The 26,149-nt window shown below is 63.2% G+C and carries 17 protein-coding genes; 8 read left to right on the forward strand and 9 right to left on the reverse strand.

Translation table 11 applies throughout. The annotated features are described in order from the left end of the window. Positions 1-5: 5 nt before the first annotated feature. The 4 genes from ACX80I_RS13720 to ACX80I_RS13735 form a co-directional block, all read right to left on the reverse strand. Entirely contained in the window at positions 6-1,151 is a 1,146-nt protein-coding gene (locus ACX80I_RS13720; RefSeq protein ID WP_459345677.1) for a glycoside hydrolase family 53 protein, read from the reverse strand. Continuing rightward, positions 1,148-2,989: a glycosyltransferase family 2 protein gene (locus ACX80I_RS13725; RefSeq protein ID WP_459345678.1), complete on the reverse strand. Its 1,842-nt coding sequence runs from the start codon at positions 2,987-2,989 to the stop codon at positions 1,148-1,150. The genes ACX80I_RS13720 and ACX80I_RS13725 overlap by 4 nt, the downstream gene beginning before the upstream one ends. Next, positions 2,986-4,023 carry a UDP-glucose 4-epimerase GalE gene (galE, locus tag ACX80I_RS13730; RefSeq protein WP_459345679.1) on the reverse strand — a complete coding sequence of 346 codons (1,038 nt, stop codon included), beginning with the start codon at positions 4,021-4,023 and terminating at the stop codon, positions 2,986-2,988. Before galE ends, ACX80I_RS13725 begins: the two co-directional genes overlap by 4 nt. Before the next feature lie 113 nt (positions 4,024-4,136). Continuing rightward, the gene (locus ACX80I_RS13735) at positions 4,137-5,261 is read right to left on the reverse strand and encodes a UDP-glucuronic acid decarboxylase family protein (RefSeq protein ID WP_459345680.1); all 1,125 of its coding nucleotides are present in this window, start codon (positions 5,259-5,261) and stop codon (positions 4,137-4,139) included. A gap of 276 nt (positions 5,262-5,537) precedes the next feature. On the opposite strand from ACX80I_RS13735, the gene glmU reads away from it, so the two are divergent. From glmU to ACX80I_RS13755, 4 genes are all read left to right on the forward strand, one after another. Continuing rightward, positions 5,538-6,974, forward strand: coding sequence for a bifunctional UDP-N-acetylglucosamine diphosphorylase/glucosamine-1-phosphate N-acetyltransferase GlmU (glmU, locus tag ACX80I_RS13740; RefSeq protein WP_459345681.1), 1,437 nt, complete (start codon positions 5,538-5,540; stop codon positions 6,972-6,974). Then, positions 6,971-7,951, forward strand: coding sequence for a ribose-phosphate diphosphokinase (locus ACX80I_RS13745; RefSeq protein ID WP_459345682.1), 981 nt, complete (start codon positions 6,971-6,973; stop codon positions 7,949-7,951). Before glmU ends, ACX80I_RS13745 begins: the two co-directional genes overlap by 4 nt. 289 nt (positions 7,952-8,240) lie before the next feature. Further along, positions 8,241-10,895 (forward strand): LuxR C-terminal-related transcriptional regulator, encoded by a 2,655-nt coding sequence (locus tag ACX80I_RS13750; protein ID WP_459345683.1) that lies wholly within the window; start codon positions 8,241-8,243, stop codon positions 10,893-10,895. Further along, positions 10,892-13,579 carry a helix-turn-helix transcriptional regulator gene (locus tag ACX80I_RS13755; protein ID WP_459345684.1) on the forward strand — a complete coding sequence of 896 codons (2,688 nt, stop codon included), beginning with the start codon at positions 10,892-10,894 and terminating at the stop codon, positions 13,577-13,579. Before ACX80I_RS13750 ends, ACX80I_RS13755 begins: the two co-directional genes overlap by 4 nt. Before the next feature lie 396 nt (positions 13,580-13,975). Here ACX80I_RS13755 and ACX80I_RS13760 read toward each other — a convergent pair whose 3' ends face one another. The 5 genes from ACX80I_RS13760 to ACX80I_RS13780 form a co-directional block, all read right to left on the reverse strand. Further along, positions 13,976-14,308, reverse strand: a complete 333-nt coding sequence (locus ACX80I_RS13760; protein ID WP_459345685.1) for an LPXTG cell wall anchor domain-containing protein — start codon at positions 14,306-14,308, stop codon at positions 13,976-13,978. A 412-nt stretch (positions 14,309-14,720) separates the two neighbouring features. After that, a complete protein-coding gene (locus tag ACX80I_RS13765; protein WP_459345686.1) occupies positions 14,721-15,365 on the reverse strand; it encodes an LPXTG cell wall anchor domain-containing protein in 645 nt (214 codons plus the stop codon). Positions 15,366-15,613: 248 nt separating this feature from the next. Continuing rightward, positions 15,614-17,506: a DUF4012 domain-containing protein gene (locus ACX80I_RS13770; protein WP_459345687.1), complete on the reverse strand. Its 1,893-nt coding sequence runs from the start codon at positions 17,504-17,506 to the stop codon at positions 15,614-15,616. A gap of 52 nt (positions 17,507-17,558) precedes the next feature. Next, positions 17,559-18,971: a sugar transferase gene (locus tag ACX80I_RS13775; protein ID WP_459345824.1), complete on the reverse strand. Its 1,413-nt coding sequence runs from the start codon at positions 18,969-18,971 to the stop codon at positions 17,559-17,561. 59 nt (positions 18,972-19,030) lie between these two features. Then, the gene (locus ACX80I_RS13780; RefSeq protein WP_459345688.1) at positions 19,031-20,521 is read right to left on the reverse strand and encodes a tyrosine-protein kinase domain-containing protein; all 1,491 of its coding nucleotides are present in this window, start codon (positions 20,519-20,521) and stop codon (positions 19,031-19,033) included. A 250-nt stretch (positions 20,522-20,771) separates the two neighbouring features. On the opposite strand from ACX80I_RS13780, the gene ACX80I_RS13785 reads away from it, so the two are divergent. The 4 genes from ACX80I_RS13785 to ACX80I_RS13800 all read left to right on the forward strand — a co-directional run bounded on the left by ACX80I_RS13785 (position 20,772) and on the right by ACX80I_RS13800 (position 25,544). Next, a complete protein-coding gene (locus ACX80I_RS13785) occupies positions 20,772-22,046 on the forward strand; it encodes an oligosaccharide flippase family protein (protein WP_459345689.1) in 1,275 nt (424 codons plus the stop codon). A 20-nt stretch (positions 22,047-22,066) separates the two neighbouring features. After that, positions 22,067-23,032 carry a glycosyltransferase family 2 protein gene (locus ACX80I_RS13790; protein WP_459345690.1) on the forward strand — a complete coding sequence of 322 codons (966 nt, stop codon included), beginning with the start codon at positions 22,067-22,069 and terminating at the stop codon, positions 23,030-23,032. Positions 23,033-23,099: 67 nt separating this feature from the next. Next, on the forward strand, positions 23,100-24,191 hold the full coding sequence (locus ACX80I_RS13795; protein WP_459345825.1) for a glycosyltransferase: 1,092 nt from the start codon (positions 23,100-23,102) through the stop codon (positions 24,189-24,191). Positions 24,192-24,197: 6 nt separating this feature from the next. Next, positions 24,198-25,544, forward strand: a complete 1,347-nt coding sequence (locus ACX80I_RS13800; protein WP_459345691.1) for an O-antigen ligase family protein — start codon at positions 24,198-24,200, stop codon at positions 25,542-25,544. Positions 25,545-26,149 lie beyond the last annotated feature (605 nt).

Raw genomic sequence — 26,149 nt, forward strand, 5'->3', positions numbered from 1 at the left:
GCCTGCTAGCCCGCCAGGCGCGACAGCGCCGGCAGGGACTTCCCGTACCAGTCGAACAGGGTCAGGCCCGCATACCGGTTGCACACGCCCGCGAGCCTGACATCGGGCAGCCAGGCGGGTTCCCAGACGAAGAATCCGAGCCCGTGGCCGTCGGGGACCTGCTCGAGCACGTCGCGGAGCCCCCCGAAGTAGGCGGCCTGTCCGTCCGGCGTCGCGGGGTAGTTCCAGCGCTCCGGCAGCTTTCCGTCGTCGTCGATCACGGTCGAACAGCCCGCGGGCGCATCCAGCGTCCAGGGGTAGCCTGTCTCCACGACGATGATGTCCCGGTCATAGCGGTTCGCCAGGAGGTTCAGGCCGCGTCCGAACTGCGGGAGGGCGCCTCCCCAGAACGGATAGTAGGTCAGACCGATCACGTCGAACGGCATGTCGTGCTCGACGACCCGGTCGAAGAAGTGGAGGGCCGCCTCGATATCCCCTCCGGCATGTGAGTGGATCATGATCCGGGGCGGAGTGTCCGGGGTGGCGGCGATTGCACCCTCTGCGCCGGCCTTGTACAGTTCGGCGAAGCCGTCCCAGTACTCGCCCCAGTCGAGTTCGGTCTTGCCCCATGACCACAGCATCCCGTTGGTCACCTCGTTGCCGACCTGCACCATCTCCACTGGTGTTCCCTGCTCCGCGAAAGCGCTCACCACGTCCTGCGTATAGGTCCGCACGGTATCCACTAGCTCCTGCTGATCGAGATCGGACCAGGCGGCGGGAAGGGTCTGACTCAACTGGTCCGCCCAGGTGTCTGAATAGTGGAGATCGAGGAGGACGGACATTCCGGCGGACTTGGACCTCCGGGCGATCGCCAGCGCCGATTCGAGATCACCGGATCCTGGTTCCGGATCCACCCAGAGCCGGATCCGCGAGTAGTTCACGCCGTTCGCGCTGAGGATGTCCTCCAACGGCGCGGCTTGTCCCTGGTCCTCGAACACCTGCGCGTTGGCTTCCTGCCCGAGGACGGAGGAGAAGTCAGCGCCGACGACGGCGATCTCACTCGTGACCGGTCCTTCCGGGGCGCCGGCCGGCAACGTCACGCCGCCCATCAGCCCCATGCTGATCAGCAGAGCCGCCGAATGCCACACCCTGAGCGTCGGATTCGCGTTCACAGCCACTCCATAACGTAGGCGGGGAAACCTGCGATGGCGACGACGGTCAGCGCCGACGTCAGGCCGGCCAGGACCAAGGCTCCTCCTGCCGTTTCCCGCACCGCCGTCAGGATGCCCATAGCGCCGGCCCGAGCTGCTTCGACCGCGTGCAGGGCGGGCACGGCGAGGGCGACCACCGAGTAGCTGATGGCACCGAGTAGGCAGAGGAACACGTATCCGAACGCGTTCGTCGTCGCCTGACCCACCAGCGCTCCTGTGGACAGAGTAGCGGCCACCGCGCAGTAGGGCGCGATGAGCCGGCGAGGAATCCCGGTGAGCCCCTGGCTCGTCTTCGGGGTCACGCGGAAGACAATCTGCCGGGGCTGGATCTTCTGCAGGATGGCCGCTCCAACGCCCCACGCGATGAAGGGCCAGCGGGCGAACGCGTAGATCCAGTTCTCCCAGCTGACGAGCGGCACGACGACGGGGCGCAGCATCCCGCGGCTGCGCAGGAAGTACACGAGGCCGAGCATGCAGAGGTTCATGGCCATCCAGCGGACGAGGAATTCGAGGTAGTCCACGTCGACCCAGGGCTCACCCGTGACGGCGGCGACGATGGGAAGGGCCAGCCCCGCGATCGTCGCGAGGGTCAGCAGCGGGTAGTAGGAGAGCGCGAACAGGAACCGCGCCCGTAGCGGCCACGGGAGCCGGCGCAGGTGACCCGGAACGGTGTCGATCAGGAGGGTCATCAGGCTCCTGGCCCACTGGAATTCCTGGGTCACCATGGCAGAGAAAGTGAGAGGGCCCTCCCCATGGGCTTCGGCCCCGTCTGCGAAGGCGGAGCGCCAGCCGGCAGATGTCAGAAGGAATGACGTGGAGAAGTCCTCGGCGAGTTCCGGTCCGATGCCCCCGATCTCCTGCAGTGCCCGGGTCCGCACGGCGTAGTGCGATCCGATGCATGACGGTGCCAGCCCGTCGGCATGCCCCAGCTGGACGGGCCCGTGGAACGTCGCCTCGCGGTGGAGGCGTCCGCGTGCCGACCACGACGTCGCGGCGTTCGAGTCGTTGACGCTGGGGGCAGCCACGTAGCCGACGGCTGGGTCGGCGAAGGGCCGGATCATCTCCGCGAGGTAGCCGGGAGCGGGAACGTGGTCACAGTCCAGCTGGACCACTGCGTCGTAATTTCGGTAGCCCCACATGTCGTAGAAGTAGGCGACGTTGCCTTCCTTGCACTTGGTGCGCCGCGGCCATTCGGCCCGGTGGTACTCCTCCACCCCGTCGCGCGTCGAGATCCTCACCCCATGACTAGCACACCAGGTACGGACCTCCGCGGTGGGCGCCTCGTCGCACAGCCAGACGTCGTACCGGTGGGGGAACTGTTGGTGAAGCATCGCCTCGAGTGTTTTCCGGGCGACCTCCCACGGTTCGGAGGGTGCTTTGGTGACGAGGAAGGCTGTCCGGAGCGGCGGGACGGCGACGGCTGGATCGATCCGCCGCAGCCGGTTCACGAGCACAAGGAAGTAGGTGGGCAGGTAGGAGAAGTAGAACAGCAGGATCGAATTGAGGACGAGGCCGAGCCAGCCCACACGGTGGTCCGGCTGCAGCCACCAGGACCAGAAGGACACGAAGGCGCCGGCCCAGAGTGCTGTGAAGGCCCGCACGATCCAGGAGTCCCGACGCGAGAGCGCGGGGACGAACGTGCCGGGCCGGGTGTTCCTCATGGCCACGCGGGCGGCCGGTAGGACAGGCCCCGAGGCCCGGATCGACACGGGTGGAACAACGGCCCGGTCCGCGTCGGTGGACGCTTCGATGCGTGGTCGTCTGGCCTTCGGCGCCCTGGCCCCCACCTGTTCCGTCATGGCGCCTCCACCGGGTGGGCGACGGGATACCCTCCCGGATGGGTGCTCTGGAACCGCCAGGTGTCGGCGCACATCTCGGCCAGGCTCCGTTGTGCCTTCCAGCCGAGGTCGGAACTCGCGCGGTCCGGTGACGCGACGAGGCAGGGCACGTCGCCCGGCCGCCGCCCGACGATGCGGTAGGGGATCTCGCGTCCTGAGGCATCCTCGAAAGCGCGGATGAGTTCGAGGACGGATGTTCCAAGGCCGGTGCCGAGGTTGTACCGGCGGAAGCCGCTTGAGGGCAGCTGCTCCAGTGCCAGGCGGTGCCCTTCGACGACGTCGAGCACATGGATGTAATCGCGGACTGCCGTGCCATCCGGTGTTTCATAGTCGTCCCCGAAGACGCTCAGCTCCTGATGCTGACCCATCGCGAGCTGTGCCATGAAGGGGAAGATGTTGGTGGGAGTGCCCAGGGGTGCCTCGCCGAGCAGGCCGCTCGGATGCGCTCCGGCAGGGTTGAAGTACCGCAGGGCGGTAACCGACCAGTCCGGGAAGCGGGCGCACAGGTCCTCGAGGACCAGTTCCGCCATCCACTTGCTCTTCGCATAGGGGTTCGTGGGGCGTGCAGCGGAGTCCTCCGTGATCGGTTGCTCCGCGGCGTCCCCGTATATGGAGCAGGACGAGGAGAAGATAAACCGGCGTACACCACCCGAGTGGGCTGCTTCGAGCAGTGCGATCAGGCCGGCGACGTTGTTTCCGTAATACTCGAGCGGGCGGTCGACGGAGTCACCCACGGCCTTGTGCGCCGCGAAGTGGACGACGACGTCGACACGGTGGTGCCGGATCAGGCGTTCGACCTCGGCCCGGTCCCTGATGTCCAGAGGATGGAAGAGGAGCTCCCCTCCGCCCATGCCCCGGATACGGTCCGCCACTGCGGGGGAACTGTTCACGAGACTGTCGACGAGGACCACGGTGTAGCCGTTGTCGAGCAGGTCCCGACAGCAGTGGCTTCCGATGAAGCCGGCCCCGCCGGTCACAAGTGCTGTGTTCGTCATGGTGATCATCTCCGGAGGTGGGAGGGACAGGAGCGGTCTGTCCTCGGACGGACGGACGGATGGACCGAAGGATAGCGGCACCTTCAGGGTCGCAACCAGGACAAGCCGAGCGGTCAGGCGAACAGGGACTCGTGGTCGGGCGCGGGGGGTTCCTCTGCCTCGCCCTCGAACTGCGCGCCGGCAAGGGCCACGGATGCCGCGGCTACCTCGCGTGGCTGGGTGCGGAAATATGCGACAGTGCGCCGCACTCCCTCTTCGGCAGGAACGGTCGGAGCCCACCCCAGCTTCTGGGCGGCGCGGGAAATATCCGGGCAGCGGCGCGTGGGATCGTCCTGTGGCAGGGGATGGAACTCGACGGGCGAGCTGGATCCTGTGGCGGCCTTGACCATTTCCGCGAGTTCCAGCATGGTCTTCTCGGCGGGGTTGCCGAGGTTGATCGGACCGCGCTCCGCAGAATCGAGCATGGCCATCAGTCCACGGACGAGGTCATCCACATAGCAGAAGGACCGGGTCTGGCTTCCGTCTCCGTAAATGGTGAGCGGATCGCCGTTGAGCGCTTGCGTGATGAAGCTCGAGACCACACGCCCGTCGTCGGCCCGCATCCGAGGCCCGAAGGTGTTGAAGATACGGGCGATTCCCACATTGACACCGGCGGTTCGAGCGTAGGCCATGGCGAGGGCCTCGCTGAACCGTTTCGCCTCGTCATAGACGCTCCGCGGCCCCACGGAGTTCACATTGCCGAAGTAGGTCTCGGTCTGGGGATGCTCGAGGGGGTCCCCGTACACCTCGCTCGTGGATGCCAGCAGGAATCGGGAATCCTTGCGCCTGGCCAATTGCAGGGCGTTTTCCGTACCCCTGCTGCCGACGGCCAGCGTCTGCAGCGGGAGGCGATGGTAATCCGGGGGAGATGCGGGGCTCGCGAGATGCGCAACGGCATCTACAGTGCCGGAGATGTCGAGGTTTACAGTGACGTCCGCTTTCACGAACGTGAAGTGCCTGTTCCTTACCAACCTGCTGATATTGGCCTTCCGCCCCGTCGAGAGGTTGTCCACGCAGACAACACTGTCTCCACGCTGCAGGAGCGCTGCGCACAGGTGAGACCCGAGGAACCCAGCCCCCCCGGTGATGACTACACGCATGTCGAACCTCAGTTCTAGATCGTCACTGCCCCCAAAAACCCTTGAGACCGGGATGAGGTTCTGTAGCTTCAAGCTACGGAAGACTGCATGGCTAGTCATGAGTAGCGGCTACGCGATCTCTTTCGGGCGCTACTCGGGAGGAGACTCGCGTAGGTGGAATATGTCGGCCGCGCGACGGCTTGCGCCGCGCCGCCGTGGCGGGCCGTCCCGCACCGCCGGGTAGTATTGCACGGTGGGTCGCCCGAGCGGCCGAATGCAACAGGGTAGGAGCGCCACTTAGTGAATCCGCAGAACGTAGATTCGAACGTCTCGTCCAGCAAAGGCTCCCCAGCCCTACCCGCAGTGATCGTGCTTGCTGCCGGTGCGGGCACCCGCATGAGGTCACGTACACCGAAGATTCTGCACCGTATCGGCGGGCTGTCCCTCGTCGAGCATGCTCTGCGGGCCGCGCGCGGCCTGGAGCCCGAGCTGCTCGCGGTCGTCGTCCGCCACGAACGCGATGTCGTGGCACCCCACGTCTCGGCGGCCGACCCGACGGCCCTCCTCGTCGACCAGGACGACGTTCCCGGAACGGGGCGCGCCGTCCAGGCCGCGCTCGCAGCGCTCGATGCGGAGGGCGCGCTGCATGGAACCGTCGTCGTCACCTACGGTGATGTCCCGCTCCTCGAGGCAGTGACGCTTCAGGACCTGGTGCGGGTCCATGAGCGCGACGCGAATGCCGTCACGGTCCTGACCGCCCTCCTCGATGACGCCACCGGTTACGGCCGGATCATCCGCGCCCAGGACGGGACCGTCGTCGGGATCGTGGAGCACCGTGACGCCGACGACGCCCAGCGGGAGATCCGCGAGATCAACTCCGGCATCTACGCCTTCGACGCCGGCTACCTCCGCGCCGGCCTCGACGCCGTGACGACCGACAACGCCCAGGGAGAGATGTACCTGACGGATGTCCTTTCCCTTGCCCGCCGGGCCGGTGGACGCGTCGCGGCAATGACCACCGAAGACCGGTGGCAGGTCGAAGGAGCGAATGACCGCGTACAGCTCGCCCAGCTCGGGGCCGAGCTGAACCGCCGGACGGTGGAGAGGTGGATGCGGGCGGGGGTCACCGTCGTCGACCCGGCGAGCACCTGGATAGACGGCACGGTGACCCTCGCCGAGGACGTGACACTGCACCCCGGGACGCAGCTGCATGGGGGAACCATGGTGCACCGCGATGCCGTCGTCGGACCGGACACGACCCTCACCGACGTCGTCGTCGGGGAGGGCGCCTCAGTGGTCAGGACGCACGGCTCAGGGGCACGCATCGGCGCTGGCGCGACCGTGGGCCCCTTCACTTTCCTACGTCCCGGTACGGTCCTCGGCGATGAGGGCAAGATCGGCGCTTTCTACGAGACGAAGAACGTGATCATCGGTCGCGGCACGAAGCTCTCGCACCTGGGCTATGCCGGTGATGCCGAGATCGGCGATTACACCAACATCGGCTGCGGCAACATCACGGCCAACTACGACGGCGAGAACAAGCACCGCACCGTGATCGGGTCGCATGTTCGCACCAGCTCGAATACTGTCTTCGTCGCGCCCGTAGCCGTTGGCGACGGCGCGTACACGGGCGCTGGAGCAGTTATCCGCAAAGACGTGCCCGCCGGGGCGCTAGGACTCAGCGTCGCTCCACAGCGCAACATCGAGGGCTGGACCGCTGACCGCCGGCCCGGCTCCCCCTCGGCTGAGGCCGCTCGTTCCGCCGGCGCCTCTGGACCCTCCCAGGTAGCAGACACAGATTCGACCCCCACGAAAGAGAGCGACCACGCATGAGCGAGATCACGGCACACGGCGAAAAGAAGCTCGTCCTCGCGTCTGGCCGCGCCCATCCGGAACTGGCCGAGGAGATCGCGTCCTGGCTCGGGACCGAGCTCCTGCCCGTCTCTGCCTACGACTTCGCCAACGGCGAAATCTACGTCCGCTCCGGTGAGAGTGTGCGCGGGACCGACGTCTTCGTGATCCAGGCGCACCCCGCGCCCTTGAACAACTGGCTCATGGAGCAGCTGATCATGGTTGATTCGCTGAAACGGGCCTCAGCCAAGCGCATCACCGTCGTCTCCCCGTTCTACCCCTATGCTCGTCAGGACAAGAAGGGTCGCGGCCGCGAACCCATCTCGGCGCGCCTGGTCGCGGACCTCTACAAGACCGCAGGGGCCAACCGCCTCATGTCGGTCGACCTCCACACGTCGCAGATCCAGGGATTCTTCGACGGTCCGGTAGACCACCTCATGGCCATCCCGCTGCTGGCGGACTACATCCGGACCCGAGTGGATGCAGACAACGTCACCGTGGTGTCGCCCGATACGGGCCGCGTGCGCGTTGCCGAGCAGTGGGCAGAGCGCCTCGGTGGTGCACCCCTCGCCTTCGTGCACAAGAGCCGGGACCTCACGGTGCCCAATCAGGCCGTGTCGAAGCAGGTGGTCGGCCAGATCGAGGGCCGGACGTGCGTCCTAATCGACGACATGATCGACACCGGTGGAACCATCTCCGGTGCTGTCCAGGTGCTCAAGAACGCCGGGGCGAAGGACGTCATCATCGCGGCGACTCACGCCGTGTTCTCGGAGCCTGCGCCCCGCCGGCTCGCGGAATCGGGTGCCCGTGAGGTTGTGGTGACGAATACCCTGCCGATACCATCGGAAAAGCGCTTCCCGCAACTGACAGTTCTGTCTATCGCTCCTCTCATTGCGCGTGCAATCCGCGAAGTATTCGACGACGGATCGGTGACGAGCCTCTTCGACGGGAACGCGTAGGGCGCTGACGTGCTACCCCGGCCCAGTAGGTACTGAGTGGGTAGGGCGGCCTTAATCAGGTAGTCATTTACTTTACTTAGAGTAGTGTCTCGCGGGGTGATGCCCTCGCAACTGAGTAAGCTTACGGATCAATCAGTAGTAAACACTCGTGTTATCCACGCAGCCCCTTCCTAGTCTTTGAGGAACATCTCATCAGGTGGGGAAGAGGTAAGGGTTTCATGAGGTCTCTCGAATTGGTTCGCCCGTGTCTGCTAGCAAGTTGTTCCACCAACCGTTCGGCGGTCTTCGCATGAGCGCCCCCCCGAGCTCCTTCTTCGTGGGACGGTCGACGGAGCTGCAGCAGATTGCCGACACGCTTATGACCCCGGTGTCGGCCGGTGTGGTCCTCGTCGGTCCGAGCGGGATCGGGAAGACTGCCCTGCTCCAGAAAGCGCTGACCGAGGCGCAGCCCGAGGCCCTCATCGTACGGCTCCGCGGTTCGGCCGCAATGGTGGACAGTCCCTACAGCGCCCTCAACGGCCTGCTGTCCGAACTCGATGACGAGCAGGTCTCGCACCCCGTCACGATCCTCCGGGCATTGTCGGACCTGCTGGGAATCCGTGCAGAAGGCCGGTTGGTCATCCTGGCCGTGGACAACGTTGAACTGCTCGACCTGCACTCCGCAATGATCGTGGCCCAGCTGGTCGCCGGCGGGGTAGCCAAGGCACTGCTCACCACGCGGCATTTCAATCTCGCGGACTCAGCCTTCATGGCTCTGTGGCGCAAGGGAAGCCTCCTGCGCCTGGATGTGGAACCGTTCTCGCTCAAAGAGTCCTCTCTTTTTACCGAGCGTGAGCTTGGAGCCCCCGTTTCCGGTGAGGTCGTCCGCACCGCGCACCGATTGAGCTGCGGCTACCCCAAGCTGCTCCGAGGTTGCCTGCGCGAGGTCCAGCGGCAAGGGCTGCTCGTCCAGGGCTCCACCTCCTGGGTGATGAAGGAGGGCATTGCCCGGCCATGCCGGGAAGCTGCCGCGGCAACGATGGCACACATCGACTCTCTCGGCGGGGCGTGCAGGACCGTATCGGTTCTCGTAGCACTCTCGGGCGGGCTTCCCTTGTCGGTCCTCCTCCGCCTGACGGACGGAACAGCTGTGGACTCGTTGCAGGCCGCAGGCCTGCTCACGGTCGGCAGGGACCAGAAAACCACCGTCCGGTCGGCCTCGGTGCTGGTAGCGGACGGAGTGCGGATGCAGGTCGGCATGGTCGAGGCGCAGGCTGCCTATGAGCTAGCGGCGTCGACGGCCACGGACTGGGACATCTCCGCCTTGCCCCCGCACCACCACGCCGCTTGGCGACAGAAGGCGGGTCTTACGCTGGACGCCGGCATCGTGGCACGCGCAGCCCGCCGGCTCAACGACAACGGGATGCACTCCGAAGCGATCGAGCTCTGCGATGGGGCCGACGGCACGGTGCGGGCCGATGCCGATGTTGAGGTGGAGATGCTGAGGGCCAGGCTGGCGCAAGGGGACTACGCCGGCGCTGCCAGGGTGGTATCTCTGATCGGTGACGACGTCATGAGGAGCCCCGAAGCCGCGGTCCGCTTGCTGCTGATGCAGGCTGAGCTCAGTCAGCGCTCAGGAACCGGGTCGAGGCCCGATATCCTGGACAAAGCGGAAGCGGTGGCGCTGGTCCTCTCGAACTCCGACACGCACGCCGGAGTTGCACTGCGTGACGAGGTCCTCGTCGCCCGCGCAGAAATGCTGTCCTTCGAGGGGTGCTACCGGCAGACGGCAGAACTGCTCACGCCCCGCAGGCAGTCCCCCGCGCCGATGACCAATGACACGCTGGTCCGGATCGACACACTCCTGTGCGAGGCATGGTCCATGGGCGTCCAGCAGCTGGATGCCCTGGAACTGGCCCGTACCATCGCGGGCTTCATTTTGGAAAACCGGGTTTCGGCCCGCACCAGGGAACTTGCCTACGCGCAGGTCTGGGAAGTCCACCGTACCGCGGGGGACGTGGACGGAGCACGGCACATCCGTGAGCTCACGCTGCTGCGGTCCGATGAGATGTGCTTTGCTCCCAGGTCCTATGAGCAGGTGGCCCGGGCCCTGGCCCACGCCTACCAGGGTCGCGATGCCGAGGCACTGGAAATCCTGCTGCCCACTTTCGACCAGCTCCGACTCAGCGACCCCTGGGGGGCCCTACCGGCAGCGGCCGCAGGAATCTCCTACTGCTATGCGAAGCAGCATGACATCCGGCCCATGATCGAGTACGTCCAGTTCAGCGAGCCCACGGCGAGTACTCCCTGGAAGATCCGTCAGACGGCCCGCTACTTTCAGCTCCTAGCGTCGTCCCACACCGAGAACCGTGTCGCAGCGGGCCAGGACTTCCAGCGGCTCGCCCTGCTCGACTCGGAGCGTCAGGGTACGCATTCGATGAGGATGCTCGCCCTGTTCAGGGCAGCACGCCTCGGCAACCAGGCCGCCCTCGAGCCGCTGAGCTCGATCGCGGCACAGATCCAGGGCCCGTTCGCTCGGCTCGGCGAGCTCTACGCCAAAGGTATTGGGAGCCAGGACTACGAGTTCCTGATTCGCAGCATGGAGATGGCCAGCGCTATGGGCGACCTCAAGCTCGCGCGCGAGGCCGCCCAGCACGCGCTGCAGGTCGCCCTTAAAACCGACGACAAGCGCGCCCTGCGGCACGTCCAGCGGCAGGTGCGGGAAGTGATGCCGGAATCCGAGAACTGGGGGACGGCGGGGGCGCGCCTCGCGGGCCTGACCCGTCGTGAACGGGAGATCGCCTTGGCTGCGGTGTCCGGAGCGAGTAACCGGGACATCGCCAACGACCTCTGCGTGTCCGTACGCACGGTGGAGGGGCACCTGTACCAGGTTTACTCAAAGCTCAATGTCTGCAGCCGCGCAGAGCTCATCGATCTTATCCCGGCAGCGCAGGCCCAGCCATGATCAATCTGCTGGAGCCGCGTCTCGTGGGACGCGACGCGCTGGTCACTGCCCTGGGCCTCATCATGGAGCGGCCGGACCTCAATGGTGCCGTCGTCTTCGGTGAGATGGGCATGGGTAAGAGCGCCCTTGCCACTCATCTGCTGAACCGAGGGAGCAGCACCGCGCGGTCCTTCCTCGTGCAGGGGGCGGAGGGGTTGTCCGATGTGCCGTACGGCGCACTGGCGCCGTTCCTGGACGATGTTGGAGCCGGCGGACTCGGCAGCCCGTTGGCGGTGCTGCGCTCCGTCATGACGCATTTCCGGCGGAAGTCGGATGGGCTTCAGTCTCTGGTCATCGTCGATGACGCTCACCTGCTGGACCGGGAGACGAGCCACCTGCTGGCCCAGCTCGTCATCTCCGGCACTATTCATTTCCTCGGTTTCGCACGGGCTGACGCAGGCTACTCGGAAGAACTTGCGTCCCTCATCGACGACGGCGTCCTGGCACGCTTCGACCTTGCACCGCTTACTCCAGATGACGTTGCCGAGAACTGCCGGCACGTGCTCGAGGCAGGAATCGTCCGCGGAGCGAGCGATTACTTCGCAGAGGAGTCCGGCGGTAACCCGCTGTTCCTGCGGTCGATCGTGCTGCATGCCCTGCGGAGCCAATGTCTCGTCAAGAGCGATGACATCTATGTCCTCCTCTACGAACCGGAGGAAGTCGATCCATCCCTGCGCGACCTCGTCTCGAGCAGCGTCCGTCACCTGCCCGGGCCGCAGCGTGACGTCCTCGACAGCGTGGCACTAGGCGGCGAGGTGCCATTCGTCATGCTGTCCGCGACGGCCGGGGATCTAGCCGTACGGAGCCTCCTCAGCAGTGGTTTCATCCGTGCCTCAGCCAAGGACCAGGCGATCGCGGTCTGCAACCCGCCGCTCTACGCCAAGATCCTCCGTTCCCTGGTTCCATCCGGTCGGAGTGCTGAGCTGCATGCCCGGCTCCTTCCGCCGGGTACGCCGCTGCCTCCCTTTGGACGGGCGAGGATCCGGCATCTGAACTGGGCACTGGACTGCGACGAGCACGTGGACGACGACGTCCTGCTGGAAGCTGCGCAGGTCGCGTGCGCTGTCTTCGATCCACTGGCGGCCCTGCGTCTTGCCGGCGCTGTCCGGTCGGAGGACAATGCTGTAGCCGCAGCAGTGGAAGCGGCTCGTGCCCAATTCATTATGCGGAGGACCCTCCCCGAGGCATCGTCGGCACGGGCGCTGGTGGACCTCGCTCCCGACGCCGATTCCCTCGCGGCGGCCGCAGTCCTCACGGCGAAGCTCGATTTCGCGGTGACGGGGCGGGCGGAATCGGTGGCCGATGTCGCGGAGAGCTGGGAACAGCGTCTTCGCCAACTCGACCCGGACGAGGAGGCTGAGCAGACGCAGCAGCAGGCCTTGGCGGTTGGAGTGCTGCGGGCGTTCGCCCTGAACCTGTCGGGAGGATTCAGCGAGTCCGAGCATCTTCTGCGGGGTGTGCTCGCTGCGTCGCTGCCGTTGAAGGAGACAGCCCTGGCCGAAGCCTTCCTGGGAGAGGTGCTCGGTGCTACCGGCCGGTGTGTCGAGGGGCTGGGCCATCTGGAGACTGCTCTGGACCTGGTGCGAAACGATCGCTTCAGCCTGGGCGAGATCCGCGACGCTGTCGTATCACGGCACATCTCGCTGCTGATCCACAACGGAGAGTTCGACGGGGCGCAGCGCGCCATCGACGCGTACAGCGACGAGTTGCGGAAGGATTATTTCTTCAGCGGCGGAACCCTTGGAGTACTGCAGGGACTGCTCAACCTGCGCCTGGGAAAGTTCCGGGAAGCCCACGACGACCTGCGCCACGCTATCGCGGCGCTGCGGCTTTCCGACCAGGATGCCATCTTCCCTTACGCACTCGGACTTTTCGCATGGACTGCGGCCGTACTGGACCTGAGCGAGCTCAATGAACGACTCCTGAAGGAGTTCGAGCTTCTGGCGCCTCGCGGTTCCGTTGTCTTCTATCTGTCGGCCAGGGCCTATGCGGCCGCAGCGAGGGACCGGCTGGACCCCGCGGGACATCACACGGCAGAGCTGTCGCAGCTTGCCGAGGAAGCCCGGGCCCACGAATTCAGCGTCTGCGAGAAGGACGTCCTTGAACTGCTCGTCCTGCTCGGGGAAGACCAGCACGCCACCCGGCTTGCGGAAGTCACGGCCGATTTCGAGGGCCCGGAGGCGAAAATCCTTCATGATTACGCCACCGCCCTGGTGACTGAGGATCCGCAGCTGTTCATAGAGGCAGGAGATCTTGCCGAGGAGCGAGGCAAGCACTTCATCGCGGTGGACGCGGTTGCGAGGGCACTGCGGCTCTTCACCGCTCGGGGTGACCAGAAGTCCCAGCGCAATGTCCTGCGAATTCTCCGGCACCGGCGTGGAATGCTCGAGTATCTTGTTGCACCTGGTGCGGGCACAGCCCATGAATTGAAGGACCTCACCGCCAGGGAATTGAAGATTGCTTCCCTCGCAGCATCTGGCGCTTCGAACCGTGACATCGCGAAGCAGTTGACCGTCTCGCCGCGCACCGTGGAGGGGCATCTATACCGCATCTACGTGAAATTGGGCATCACGAAACGGGATGAATTGGCAAGCGTGGTGGAGTCCCGCACCAATCCGCGTAGCTCGCTCGTCCGGGGCGGGTAGTGTGCTCGAGAGCCGATAAGTAGTGCGGGGCAGGAGTGGGGTTCCCACTACTCGTGCTGGGTCATGTCGCGGCAAATATCCTGATGAGGAAGGCGCCGCCCGAGAGTGCGGAGCCTGAACGGAGCGTAACTCCACAGCACAACGGTGTGCTTGGTGAGACGCTCCGGCCCGCCAGGGCCCTTGACCGGGGTCGGCGGCGTGAGTCTTCCTGAGACCAAGACTCGTCCCCAGCCGCCGCCGACCCCTCCTCGAAGCCATCCGCCGCCGGCAGGGATACACCGGTAGTAATCCACCAGAACGAAACGCATTCCAGCTCCACGCACCGGACACACAAAGAAGCCCCGGTTCCTTCCCGTCGAGGGAAGGAACCGGGGCTTCTGTCTTCCTGAGGGAAGCTTATCGCGCGTCGTTGGTGCGCTTCCTGGATACCACCATGCCAGCGGTTCCGAGCGCGATGGCTCCGAGTCCGCCGGCACCCCAGAGGAGGGTTGAGGAGTCTGTGCCGGTCCGTGCAAGGTTGTTCATACTGGCAGTTGTGACCGTGCGCGGAGCCTTGACTGCCACCCGCGCCGATCCCGAGCCACCGCCGGTGGAGGCGTTGATGGTGCAGGTTCCTTCCTCGGTGACGGAGCCCGTCCAGGTCATGGTGCCCTTCGAGGTGGTGGTGGTGGTCGTGGTCACCACGACGCGCGCGGACGCAGCAGCAGCTCCCTCGGCAACGCAGCTCACAGTGACGTTGACTGTGACGATCGGTTCAAAACCGGAACAATCGACATCGATTTCCTCACCGGGCTTCACTGTTCCTGATCCCACTTCACAGCCCGGACCGACGGACGGGTAGCCGGTCGTCTCGGCGGCGAATGCGGCACTGGATCCGGCGAAAACGAATGCGCCGGCTAGGGCGACGGCGGACAATTTTCTTCTCATAGTCTCTCCCAGGGGCGGGTCAAAGTATGTACAGCTATTGCTGACACTATGAGTTTGTCCGGCGTCCGACCGGGCGCACAGGCGTTTTGCGGAAGACGCGTACGGCAAGAACAAAGACGAGTAAGGGTACTTGCGGTTGCTTCGGTCACCAACCGCTTAATGAAAGTAGGGCCCGGAATTCAGAAGAATTCCAGGCCCTACCGAGAAGTACTCGTTACGCTTCAGCGCCCGCGCGGCGACGTGAGACGACGATGCTGCCGGCACCCAGGCCGAGTGCGCCGATGCCCGCTGCGCCCCAGAGGACCATTGCGGAGTCGATACCGGTGTTGGCCAGGCCGCTCGTGGCCGTGGAGGTTCCGCCGGTCGTGCCACCCGTGGTTCCGCCGGTCGTGCCGGTGGTGGTTCCGCCTGCCGTGTTGGCCGATTCGACGACGACGGTCTGGGTCAGCGACTTGCCTGCGGCGTTGGAAGCGGTCAGTGTGTAGACGCCCTCATCCTGAAGCTTGACGCTGTAAGCGAAGTTCCCCTTTGCGTCCGCCTTGACGGACTCGGTCAGGACGACAGCGTTGAGGACGATGAGGCCGCTGCGGGCTGTACCAGCGCCACGGGGACTGAACCCGGGGCCACCCGGCCTGCCGTTGGAGCGATCGACGCTGATGGTGATTGTTTCGAACGGACCGTAGAAGCCATCGACGCCGGTGAAGGTGACGGTTGCGCCTGGAGTAACGGTGCCGTCGCTGACAGCCCCGCCCTGTCCGGGTACGTACGCGGGAGTGGTCACGGGCGCTGCCTGAGCGGCGCCTGCTCCAAGGAAAGTAAGGGCCCCGGCAATGGCCAGGACGGAGGCGGTTTTGTTCATGATGGCTCCCCAGAAAGTTTTGAGACGAGAGAAAAACAGGTGAAGTGACCGGGCCTTCGTTCCCCAAACGCCCTGAATCTACTCCCCGTACCCTATAGCAGGGTCCACGATTACTCTAATCGCAGGACGGGACTACGTGGTCGGTAAGTATCTCCACTCACAAAGTAGCAGCGAGACCCAAGTATGAGAAGGCTGATCCAGGGCCTCGGCAAGATGTAACCCACTGTTAACCTGAGGTCTCGTCAGCCCTAGTTGCCGCAGAGTCCTGAGGACTCGACGGAGAGGACGACGTCGGCGGGATCCTGCACGGTAGGGGTGACGTCCAGGACAGGCTCGTTGTCCTGGACCACCTTCGTGAAGTCCATCTCGATCGTCGCTGTCTCACCGGGGCCCAGTTCGGTGGTCAGGACGCCTACCGGCCGGTTGCCATGACCGAAAGAGCCGAGCGGCACATCCTTGCCATCGAGGCGGGCGGTCTGCAGGAGTGACTGTGCGGGACCGTAGGTGATGGTATTGGTCTGTACGCGACCAGGAGATACGCCGAAGGCGCCGGCCCCGGTCACGTAGGCCGGCAGCGACGTGGCAGCATCAGGAGGCGCCGTGTTCGTCAGCGTCACCCGGACCGTGTACTGGGAGTACCCGTCATCCGAGCACTCCCGCAGCAGCTGCACCGTCCTGCGCACGTAGTAGTCCATCTTGGCGCCCGTGCCGTCGTTGAAGTAGGCGCCGAAGGAGGCGCCGCCCGCCATAGGGCCCGTTGCTGCGCCGGCTACTCCGGTTTGCGCAATGAGCTCTTGCTCGGCAGGAGCGGCGGACCAGAGGTAGAGCCGGCCCTGGTCCGAACTCGTGACGAGGGCATCCACCAGCTGCTCGCTGTCGCCCTGGCCGCCGGAAAGGGCACCGAAGACCTTGCCGGCCACCGCTGCGAAGTACTCATCCTGCAGGGCGGGTTCCTCGATCTGGGCATACACGTCCGACAGGAGCGTGGGAACCACGTTGCGGGAGTCGAGTGCCGTGGGCAATTCGGTTTTGGAGAGCAGAGCGTTCACGCCCGGGTCGTCGAACGTCCCCAGTTCCACTGGGCCTGTAGCCCGGAGAATGTTGGCGAGCACCACCGGGTCCAGCGCGACCACGCCGTCGATGCGGGAGCCGTCGTGCCGCTGTTCCCACATCGTTTTCGCCGTCTGCGCCGCAGTGGGGAAGTCGGGCGTCAGGTTGACGCTCTGCATGTATGTCCCCATGCGGAACGAATAGATCTGCTCCTGTTCCGCGTCCACCGCGATCGGCGGCTCGAACTTCCCCATCTCGGTCGCACTGCCCTGATCAGTGAGGGCGATGCGGCCGTCGTCCGCGGTCATGACGGCAAGGGCGCCGGAGATGCCACCGGTGGCACGGATCTCAGCGCTGTTCTGGATCAGCACCAGATAGTTCCGCGGCCCGTCGGCTCCCATCATGGAGGGCAGGAGCTGCGCGGCACGCGACGCGCTGTTCAGGGGTGCTCGGACGTCGTCGAGCTGGCCGACAGCCTGCTCGAGGGGACCGGCCACCTGTGGCAGAAGCCGCGTGCGGTCGACGCCCTCCAGCCGGTCGTAGGACAGCTGCACCGTGTTTGCCGCCGAGGCAAGGGCCGGCGCGATCTCGGCCAGCGGTCCGACATCTACCCGTCCGTCGGTGGGAGTGAGGGCGTCCCAGTCGAGGGTTTCCACCTTGTCGAGCATGGGAGCAACGGCGCGGGTGACGACGTCGTCCGCCGAGACAGTGACCTCGCTGATGGCAGAGAAATTCACCCCGACCACCGGGAGGATGGTGGCGGCCTTCCAGAGCGGGTCCGTCCCGGCGGAACGGGCGTCGGTGGTGTGGCGCTGGACGTCGTCGAGGGTGTCGCTCGCCGCAGGCAGGTCCCGGGCCGTCACCTGCTCCTGCAGCGTGGGAAGAAGTGCCATGGCGGATTCGAGGTTCTGCCTGACCTGCACCGCGCGGAACGCGAGCCAACCACCGCACAGCGCCAGGAGGAAAACGGCGATGCCGGCGGCGAGCAGCACCCTCCGCAGGATCCGGCGGCGGGGCTTCGGCGTTCGGCGGGTACGGCTGGACCGGCCCTCCGCTGCTGGTCCTGTAGGAAGCTCGCTACTCGGTGTCACTCACGGTCCTATCATGCGGCGCGCCGTTCGGGCGTACGGGTGAAAGAGGGGTCTAGACGGCGCCGTGGCTGGCGAAGACGGCCCTGAAGGTCTTGAGAAGGATGACGATGTCCTGCATCAGCGACCAGTTCTCCACGTAGTAGAGATCCAGCTTGATGGATTCCTCCCAGGTCAGGTTCGAGCGGCCGCTGACCTGCCAGAGGCCGCTCATGCCGGGGCTGACATAGAGGCGGCGATGGGCGGCGTCATCGTACAGCGCCACCTCGCCCGCGCGCTGCGGACGTGGGCCCACCAGGCTCATGCTGCCGCGCAGGACATTGATCAGCTGGGGGAGTTCGTCGAGGGAGTACTTCCGGAGAACCCGGCCCACCGGCGTGATGCGGGGATCGTCTTTCACCTTGAACAGGGGCTTGTCGGAACTTCCCTGGGACGCCAGGAGCGTCGCGAGCTGTGCGTCGGCATCCTGCTTCATCGAGCGGAACTTGACCATCTGGAAGGTCGAGCCACCGACGCCGATCCGCTCCTGTGTGTAGAAGACGGGCCCCGGACTGCTGAGCTTCACCAGGATGGCGAGGACGAGGAGCACGGGCGAGAGGAGCAGCAGCAGGGTGGCACTCCCGGCGATGTCGAACAAGCGCTTTGCCACCCTCGAACCCCCGGTGAGCTTCGGCGTGGAGACATGAACCAGCGGCAGGCCGGCCACCGGCTGCGTATGAATACGCGGGCCCGCGATGTCTGTCAGGGCAGGTGCCAGGATGAGGCGTGTCTCGCGCGCCGCGAGGGCCCAGCCGAGTCGGCGCAGCACTTCCGGGTGGAGGTTCGAGCCGGCGGACACCGCGACGGAATCCGCCTTGCTGGCGTCGATCCCTTCGATGATGGAGCCGACATCGGAACCGAAACCGACCACCGGAACATCCCGGTTGATGGGCAGGGGACCGCTGCTACCGCTCGTGACGTACGCCGCCACCGGACTGTAGCCGGCGAGCGGGTTCCTTCTTAGGGAAGTGACCAGGTGATCGACGGCGCTGGCCCCGCCCACGATGAGGATCTGGGAGGAGCTTTTTCCATGGCGGCGTTCCCCACTGAGGATCTGCCGAACCATCCAGCGTGCGACGAGGAGCCCGGCCACGCCGGCGGGGAGGGCCAGTCCAACGAAGCCGCGTGCGGTGTCGTAGCGGAATGCGTAGGAGAGGATCGCGATCAGCCCGAACAGCCAGAGGGAGGCGCCGAGGACCCGCTTGTATTCCTCGGCTCCTGACCCGAGGACACGGGGGCTGCGTGAATCCCAGGCTCCCAGCATGATCCACCAGACCAGGCTGAGCACCACGCTGAAGGCAGCATAGGTTTGGAGCGACTCCACACCGGCGTCATCGACCAGCCTGAATCGGATCAGGAATGCTCCGGCCACCGCCCAGAGCACCACCAGGGCGTCGACGATCGCGAGGCGCCGCGGGTAGCGCCTCATCCAGGTGAGAGGCTGTCCCACGCTGTGCTCCTTCCCCATAGCGGGAGCGTTGCGCAGCATCAGTCGTGAGCCGCTCGGCGGACTGATTGTGGCTGCAGGCCCAGCACTTCCTCAAAGGATTCCCTGGGTCCCGAGCGCGGAGGCACAGGAGCCGTCGGCTGATCCTCAGCCTCAAGGTGCGAGTCGGGGTGGGAATTATACGAGTAGTAGCTGTAGGAGTAGGCGTCCGGACCCTTCGTCGGCAGGAAGTTCATGACAACGCCGAGCAGGTCTGCATTCACCATCTCGAGGTTCCCGAGCGACTTCTGCAGATCCGGGAGCTTGACCTTCGAGGAGCCGATGACCAGCACCACGCCGCCCACCTGCTGCGCGAGGACAGCGGCGTCCGTGACCGGCAGCAGGGGAGGGGCGTCGATGATGACTGCGTCGAACTTCTGCTCCAGCCGGGTGATCAACTGCTTCATGGCGTCCGACCCGAGGAGCTCACTGGGGTTCGGCGGGATCTGACCGGCTGTGAGGATGTAGAGCTCATCCGTTCCCCAGGGCTGCAGGAGGTCCTCCACGTCGGCGCGGCCGATCAACGCCGTGGTCAGTCCGGCGTTCCGCTCGAGCCCTAGGTATTCGTCGACTCGCGGCCGGCGAAGATCAGCATCAACGAGGACAACGGACTGACCGGCCTGTGCCATGGCGATCGCCAGGTTGGTAGCGGTAGTGCTCTTGCCCTCCCCGGGCAGCGAGGACGTGACCAGCACCGCCTTGGACTTGTGGCTCACATGAGCAAATTGCAGGTTGGTGCGGATCTGGCGGAAGGACTCGGCGCGAGGGCTTTGCGCCGGCGCCTGGGTCAGCAGTGGTTTCTTCTGGGCATCCGTATCGAAGGAGATGCCGCCGAGAAGCGGAGCTTCGCTGACTCGACGCAGGTCGGATTCGCCGCGCACCCGGGTATCCAGGAGGGTCCGGAAGAGCCCATAGGCGAGCGCGGCCAAGAATCCAAGAGCAGAACCAATGGCGAGATTCAGAACCAGGTTTGGCGAGGACGGCTCAACCGGCGCGGTAGCGGGCATTAGAACCGAAAGACGGACTGGCGACACGCCGGTGTCCGTGGTTCGCTCCAGTGTTGCGACGGACTGAACGAGACTATCTGCCGTAGCTTGCGCAACTGCCGCCGCCTGAACTGGCGAGGCATCCTCGGCAGCGATTGTGATGATCACAGTGTTCAAGTCTGCGGTTGCCACAATGCTTTCTGACAACTCTTGGGGCGACTCGTCAATACCGAGAGCCTCAATCACTGGTTGCAGAACCAAAGGCGTGCGCACTGTCTCGACGTAGGACTGCACTCTGGCCTGTGAGAACGTGTTGCCCTGCTGCAGTTCTTGCACACTTCCGGAGCCTTGAATCGCGACGAACAGCTTTGTCTCGGAAACATAGGTCGGCGTTATGACCAGCGTGGTTGCGCCTGCAAGGAGCAACCCAACCAGCGCGCCAGTCAGCAGATGCAACCAGTATCGCCTCAGGGTTTTAACGACTTCCCCCAGCTCCAATGAGACCACTCCTCAACCCTTGAACGCACCTTGAGACCAGAGGCGCTGGAACCCGAAAACGGGCGATCACCGATGAGTCTATCTGTGAAGCAGGCGAGGCCAGAACAACAAGGGCGCCTCCCGTGCCGCTTCCGGACTCGGACCCGGACCGGGACAAGAGTCCGGACCCCCTCAGCTGGTCCCACAGGGACCTGGCTATCTTGCAGCCGTTGCGGCGTGAGTAAGACGTATCCCTAGCTGTCCTAGGATGATTCAGTCGATGCGAACGCTGCTCGACCGGGGACTAGGAGTGGCAGCAAACATGGATATGAGCCTTTTTAAACGGAAGGTCGGGGCCCTCCTAGGAGGGCAACTCTCCCGACTCGCTGTGCAAGCAGCGTACTTTGTGGTTCTAGCGCGCATGCTCGGACCGAGCGATTACGGGTCATTCGCTGCGCTCATAGCTATCGCGACGCTTGCGGCGCCTGCAGGGGCTCTGGGTATGAACACCATCATGGTTCGGGAGGTATCCCGCTCACCCGACTCGGCGAAGTCGCACTGGAGTCGGGCTCTTACCTTCACTGCGGCGGGAGGATCCCTTCTGGCAGTAGTCATATCGCTTGTCGCCGTAATCGTTTTTCCGGAAGGAATCACGTTTGAGACAATGTTGCTGCTCAGCGTTGCGGAACTTGTCGGATTCAAATTAATTGAGTTATCAGGTTCCGTGCAGCAGGCGCTGGGCAGTAACCGGCAACTGGTAGTGGCTCCTACTGTGGTAGCGCTCGCCCGATTGGTCGCTGCCGCTCTCTGTGCTTTCCTCGTAGGAGATGTCGGGCTCGATCAGTGGGCGCTAGTTTATCTTGCGGCAACGCTGCCGCTCGGAATCCTTGTCGGAGTCCGAACTACCCGAAAAATCGGTTATACCAAGGCTTGCTGTAAGACAAGCCGCCAGGAGATGCGGGACGGTATTTTCTTCGCCTTTTCTGTTTCATCGCAGTCGGCATTCAATGATCTCGATAAGGTGTTAGTAGCGAAAATGCAGCCTGCCTTAGCGGCGGGTGTTTACTCCTCAGCATACCGAGTCATAGATATGGGGTATGCCCCTATCCGAGCCGTTGCAGCTGCAGCCTACCCGCTGATGTTCAAGGCTGGTGGAAAAGGACTTCGTGCTGGTGCCGCTGTAACCAAGAAGATTAGCCCCCTGGTTGTAGGGTTAGGCACCTTAGGGTCAGTTGCAGCATTTGCTTTCGCACCCCTGGTGCCGACGATACTAGGAACAGAGTTTGCGAACGCCGTCCCCATCATACAACTGCTTTCCCCCCTCATACTTCTTCGCGGCGTGTCATTCATGGCGGCAGATCTGCTCAGTGGAAGTGACATGCACAGGTCGCGAGTGGCAGCACAAGCGGCCCTGATTGCGGTAAACATATTATTGAATCTCGCGCTGATCCCATTTCTGGGCATACAAGGTGCGGCGATCGCGACGCTAATTTCTGAAATACTATTCGCCTCTACGTTGTGGGTGCTTATAGGCCGGAAACTTAGGCAAGCGTAGACAGAGGAGAGATTGAGTATATGAACATCCCGAGCCAACCCCTCGAAGCTGGCGCGCATGAGACGGTCTCCGTCGTTATTCCGTCGATTGGTCGAGTTGCGCTTAAAGAAGCTATTCGGACATCCAAGCAACAATCTGGAAATGTCGTTACGGAAGTGATCGTGGTTTTCGACCTTCCCCAAGATGATCGCGAGAGTGACCTACGCAAGCTTGCTAGCAATGCCGATGTGGTCCTGTTTACAGGCGGCGGGAAGCGCGGAGGATCCGCTAGGAACGAAGGAGTTAGCGCCGCTAGCGGTGAGTGGGTCGCTTTTCTAGACGACGATGATACCTGGGCCCCCGATAAGTTGGAGAAACAGCTAGCTCTTGCTCATTCGCTGCGGTCCTCAGGACGAGAACCTGTGGTCGGTTCTCGAGTATCAATGGTACCTGGTGGCTCACGAGCTGGGATAATTTCGGGTGTCCCAGCTAAACTTGTGAGCGACGACGAATTGATCGAAGACTACCTTTTCCTTAGACGACGCCCTGGGTCGCGGCGGGCGTCGTTTTTCACCTCGACCGTCCTTGTATCAACCCGCTTGGCCCAAGCCAACCGCTGGGACGAGAGTTTGCGGCGACACCAAGACTGGGACTGGTTGGTGAGGGTTGGCAGGCGTGCGAACGTAAGCTTCGCGCAGGTCAGCGATGATTTAGTTTTCTACAGTCTCGGTAGTTCTGGGTCGGTTTCTGCATCGAACGATTGGGCAACCTCGCTGACGTGGGCGCAGAACCAACTGAAAGCCGCGGGTGGGTCCACATATTCGGACTTCCTCGCATCGCAAACTCTACGGTACGCAATCCAAGCCAGGAGTGCCCAGGGGATCATAGCGACCTGTCGTGCTTTGTTCTCCTCAAGGAGATTACCAGGCGTCGGTCCGCTCGCAATCGCTGCCGGCGGTTTACTTCCTCGAACGGTGCTTCAGAAATTGATGTCGGTGGTCAGGTGAATCTGAGATCAACAGCATTAATCCGCAACTCTCTCCTGCCTGAAAGTGGTGTGATTTGAAGGTCTATGTGCTTGCGTCCCACCTAGCTCCGACCTATGGCCTAGAGCGAACAATTGTCCAGGTTGCACACATGCTCGAGGAGCAGGTCGAGATATCTGTCGCAGTGATGCGAGGGGGTCCGGACGACGACGAGCTGATCGGCGGCCTGCGATTGCTTGGGCCGCAGAAGCGGAGCCTCCTGAGCCCGCGAGCATTGGCTACCCTTTTGAGGAGCCCATGGCGCGAGCACGACGTTCTGATTCTTGCTGGCACCTGGGTAGCCCTTCCTTGGCTATTAATCGGCAGACGCGCGGGTGTGCGGGTGCTGATCTGGGAGCACTCGCTTATAGAGGAGCGGATGCCATATTCCCGGAATTATCGGGTTCTGCGCCGGCTAGCGAGGACGCTTTACTGGCGGGCCGATACAGTTGTGGCGGTTTCTGACGCGCTTGCAGATGATTTGATGTCATACCCAGGAGTGAAGGAAGTGCATGTCATCCCGAACCCGCTAGAGGAGTCGGGGCGATTACAGGACCACGCTGCTTCGATTGCTCCCGATTTGGATTCCCAAATTCGACTGTTAGTGGTCGGGTCACTTAGCCCTATGAAGCGCCCACATCTCGCAATCGAGGCTCTCGCACTCTTAGACGACCGCTTCATACTTCATGTAGTGGGAGGTGGAGAACTGGCGCCACAACTTCAGGGGCTCGCAGAGCAGTTAGGCGTCGAGCACCGCGTACATTTTCTAGGGTATCGCCAACCGGCCGACGTCCGAAATCTAATGGAGGAGGCAGATCTGTTGGTTCATACCTCTATATCAGAAACCTTCGGTCTGGTGTACGTAGAAGCTGCGCGAGCGAAGCTGCCCGTACTCTCGACATCTAATCGGGTTGCGGATGCGCTTATACCCATCGCAGTTCCGGGCAGAACTGTTGCGGCGAATCCTAGTGCCCTAAGAGACGGCATCGTGCAGACTTGCTCTAGCAAATTCGAAGACTCAGTGTGGGAACGATCTCGACAAGAGCGTGAGATCCGTTTTGGTCGAGCTACAGTCGTAAAGCAGTGGATGAAAGTGTTCCACTCGATTCTTAATTCACGTTCTCTGTCAGCTGGCGAGTAGCCGAACATGCAGACAATTATCGATCTATCGGTCTCAGCGTTTGCCGTCGTCGCCCTACTGGCCCTTATTCCGAGCATGCGGGGGAGATCCGATGCCAACCGGGACGTGCTGGGCTTTATCGGGCTGTATGCCGTAGTTCTCGGCGGCTTGCTACTCGAGACCGTCTTTTTCAAGTCCGGCAACGCCCTCCAGCTAGTCCTCGTTCTATTGATCGCCGCAATCGCCAGCTTCATCGTGGTACGTGAATCAGCAGCAATGGCAGAACAGTCGTCAAAACTTGTTCTGCTTGCCTTCACTCCAGCCATGGTCGGATTCGTCTTCTTCGTGGTGAACGGCCTAGCAAATCCGTCTTTCGGAAATGTTCAATTGTTCGGACGCGCTGCGTCATTCATCGCGCTGGCAAGCATTGTCTTTTTGGGTGCCTTCGTGCGGCTACGTCTTCAAAATCTGGCCACGGTCATCATCAGCTCAGTACTGGTGTGCCTGGCCCTCACACCCGTCGCGGCAGCCAGTTGGAGACCGTGTGATCGTTTCAAGTGTGGACCGTTTGGGGCAATTTTTACTGGTATTTTCGAGTCGGAGAACGCGCTAGCGATGTTCGTATCCATTGCGATACTTTCGCTGATGCTTCTTGAAGTACGTAATCGCCGCTGGTTGATCTTGCTGCCGCTTGCCATCTCCCTATTCGCATCGGAGTCGCGAACAGCGCAGGTCTCCTTGGCTCTTTCCCTGCTACTTGCCTTCCTAGCCAGCCAGTCCGGCTCATTTAAATCCGGTGCACGCGGCACCCGGCCCCAAGGGCAGGTGCTTCACGACGTCAGCCGAGCGAGGCACGGCTTCGTGACGCTTTTCACGAGAGTTTCGGTGACCTTCCTGTTTTTTATTGGTTTCTATTTGGTGTTCAATTCCAATGCCAGCGACTTCAGTAATAGGGGCGTAATCTGGGAGCGCGGGGTCGACGCACTGGGCAGAAATTGGGGCACGGGGCTCGGCATGGACCGATGGCTGTACCTGCAAACGGTGGGTCTGCTGCCGCCTCTTTTTCCGCACAGCCAGTACCTGATCTTGCTATTCGGTGGGGGAATAGTCGCCGTTTTACTGACGTATGCTCTTATGCAATCTGCGCTTGTGCCTACGCTCGTCCGAGAACGGCCTTTTTCTCACTCGTACGTTTTATATCTGAGCATTATGGGCATCACCGAAGCGTACTGGAATCCGGCGAGTTTTGACGGCCACACTTTCCTCGTGCTTCCACTCATATTCCTCGTACTGAAGAAGGGCGTGGACGACCATCCCCGCAATGTACAAGGAAGCCCGCAGAGGGTTACCCATACATGGGGTCGGCAGAGATGATTACCTTCGTCATTGCTTGCTACTTCGGGCTTTAGTCACGATCTGTATCTGATGTGCTTAGCCGGACTGCCGACGCTGATCGAATTTTGCTCTATCAGCCCTCGGACTAGACTGTTTGCGCCTATGACGGCTCCGTCCGATACTATAGATCCCCGTAGGACGGCCGAGCCACGACCAATCCACACGTCACTTCCGACTGATGTATTTGAGGACACATTCTGCTCACGAATGAGCCTGCTGCTGGCAGTACCGTGGTCAGAGTCTCTGAGAGAGCAGTGCTCGGCTACCCAAGTGTCATCTCCGATACTTAGTAGTTGGGAGGCAGCAATGATGGTGTAGTGCATAATCTTCACTCGGTTTCCAATCACCAGACGCCCTCCATCGGGCACGTCTAGGACTACGCCTCGTCCGAACCGAACGCCGTCGCCAATTCTTATTCCCCGGTGGCCGCCCCAGCGGACCGTGGTGCCCTTTTCGGCTTCAAGCCGTGAGCCTACTGATCCTCCTCCCGCCCTGATGAGTGTCGTAATGAGAGCCCCCCGGGCTAGCCGTTCAATTTTTCTGAACCCCGCAAATCCTCTTGTTCTGCTGAGTGTCGCGCTCAT

The sequence above is a fragment of the Arthrobacter rhamnosi genome (genome assembly GCF_054510855.1).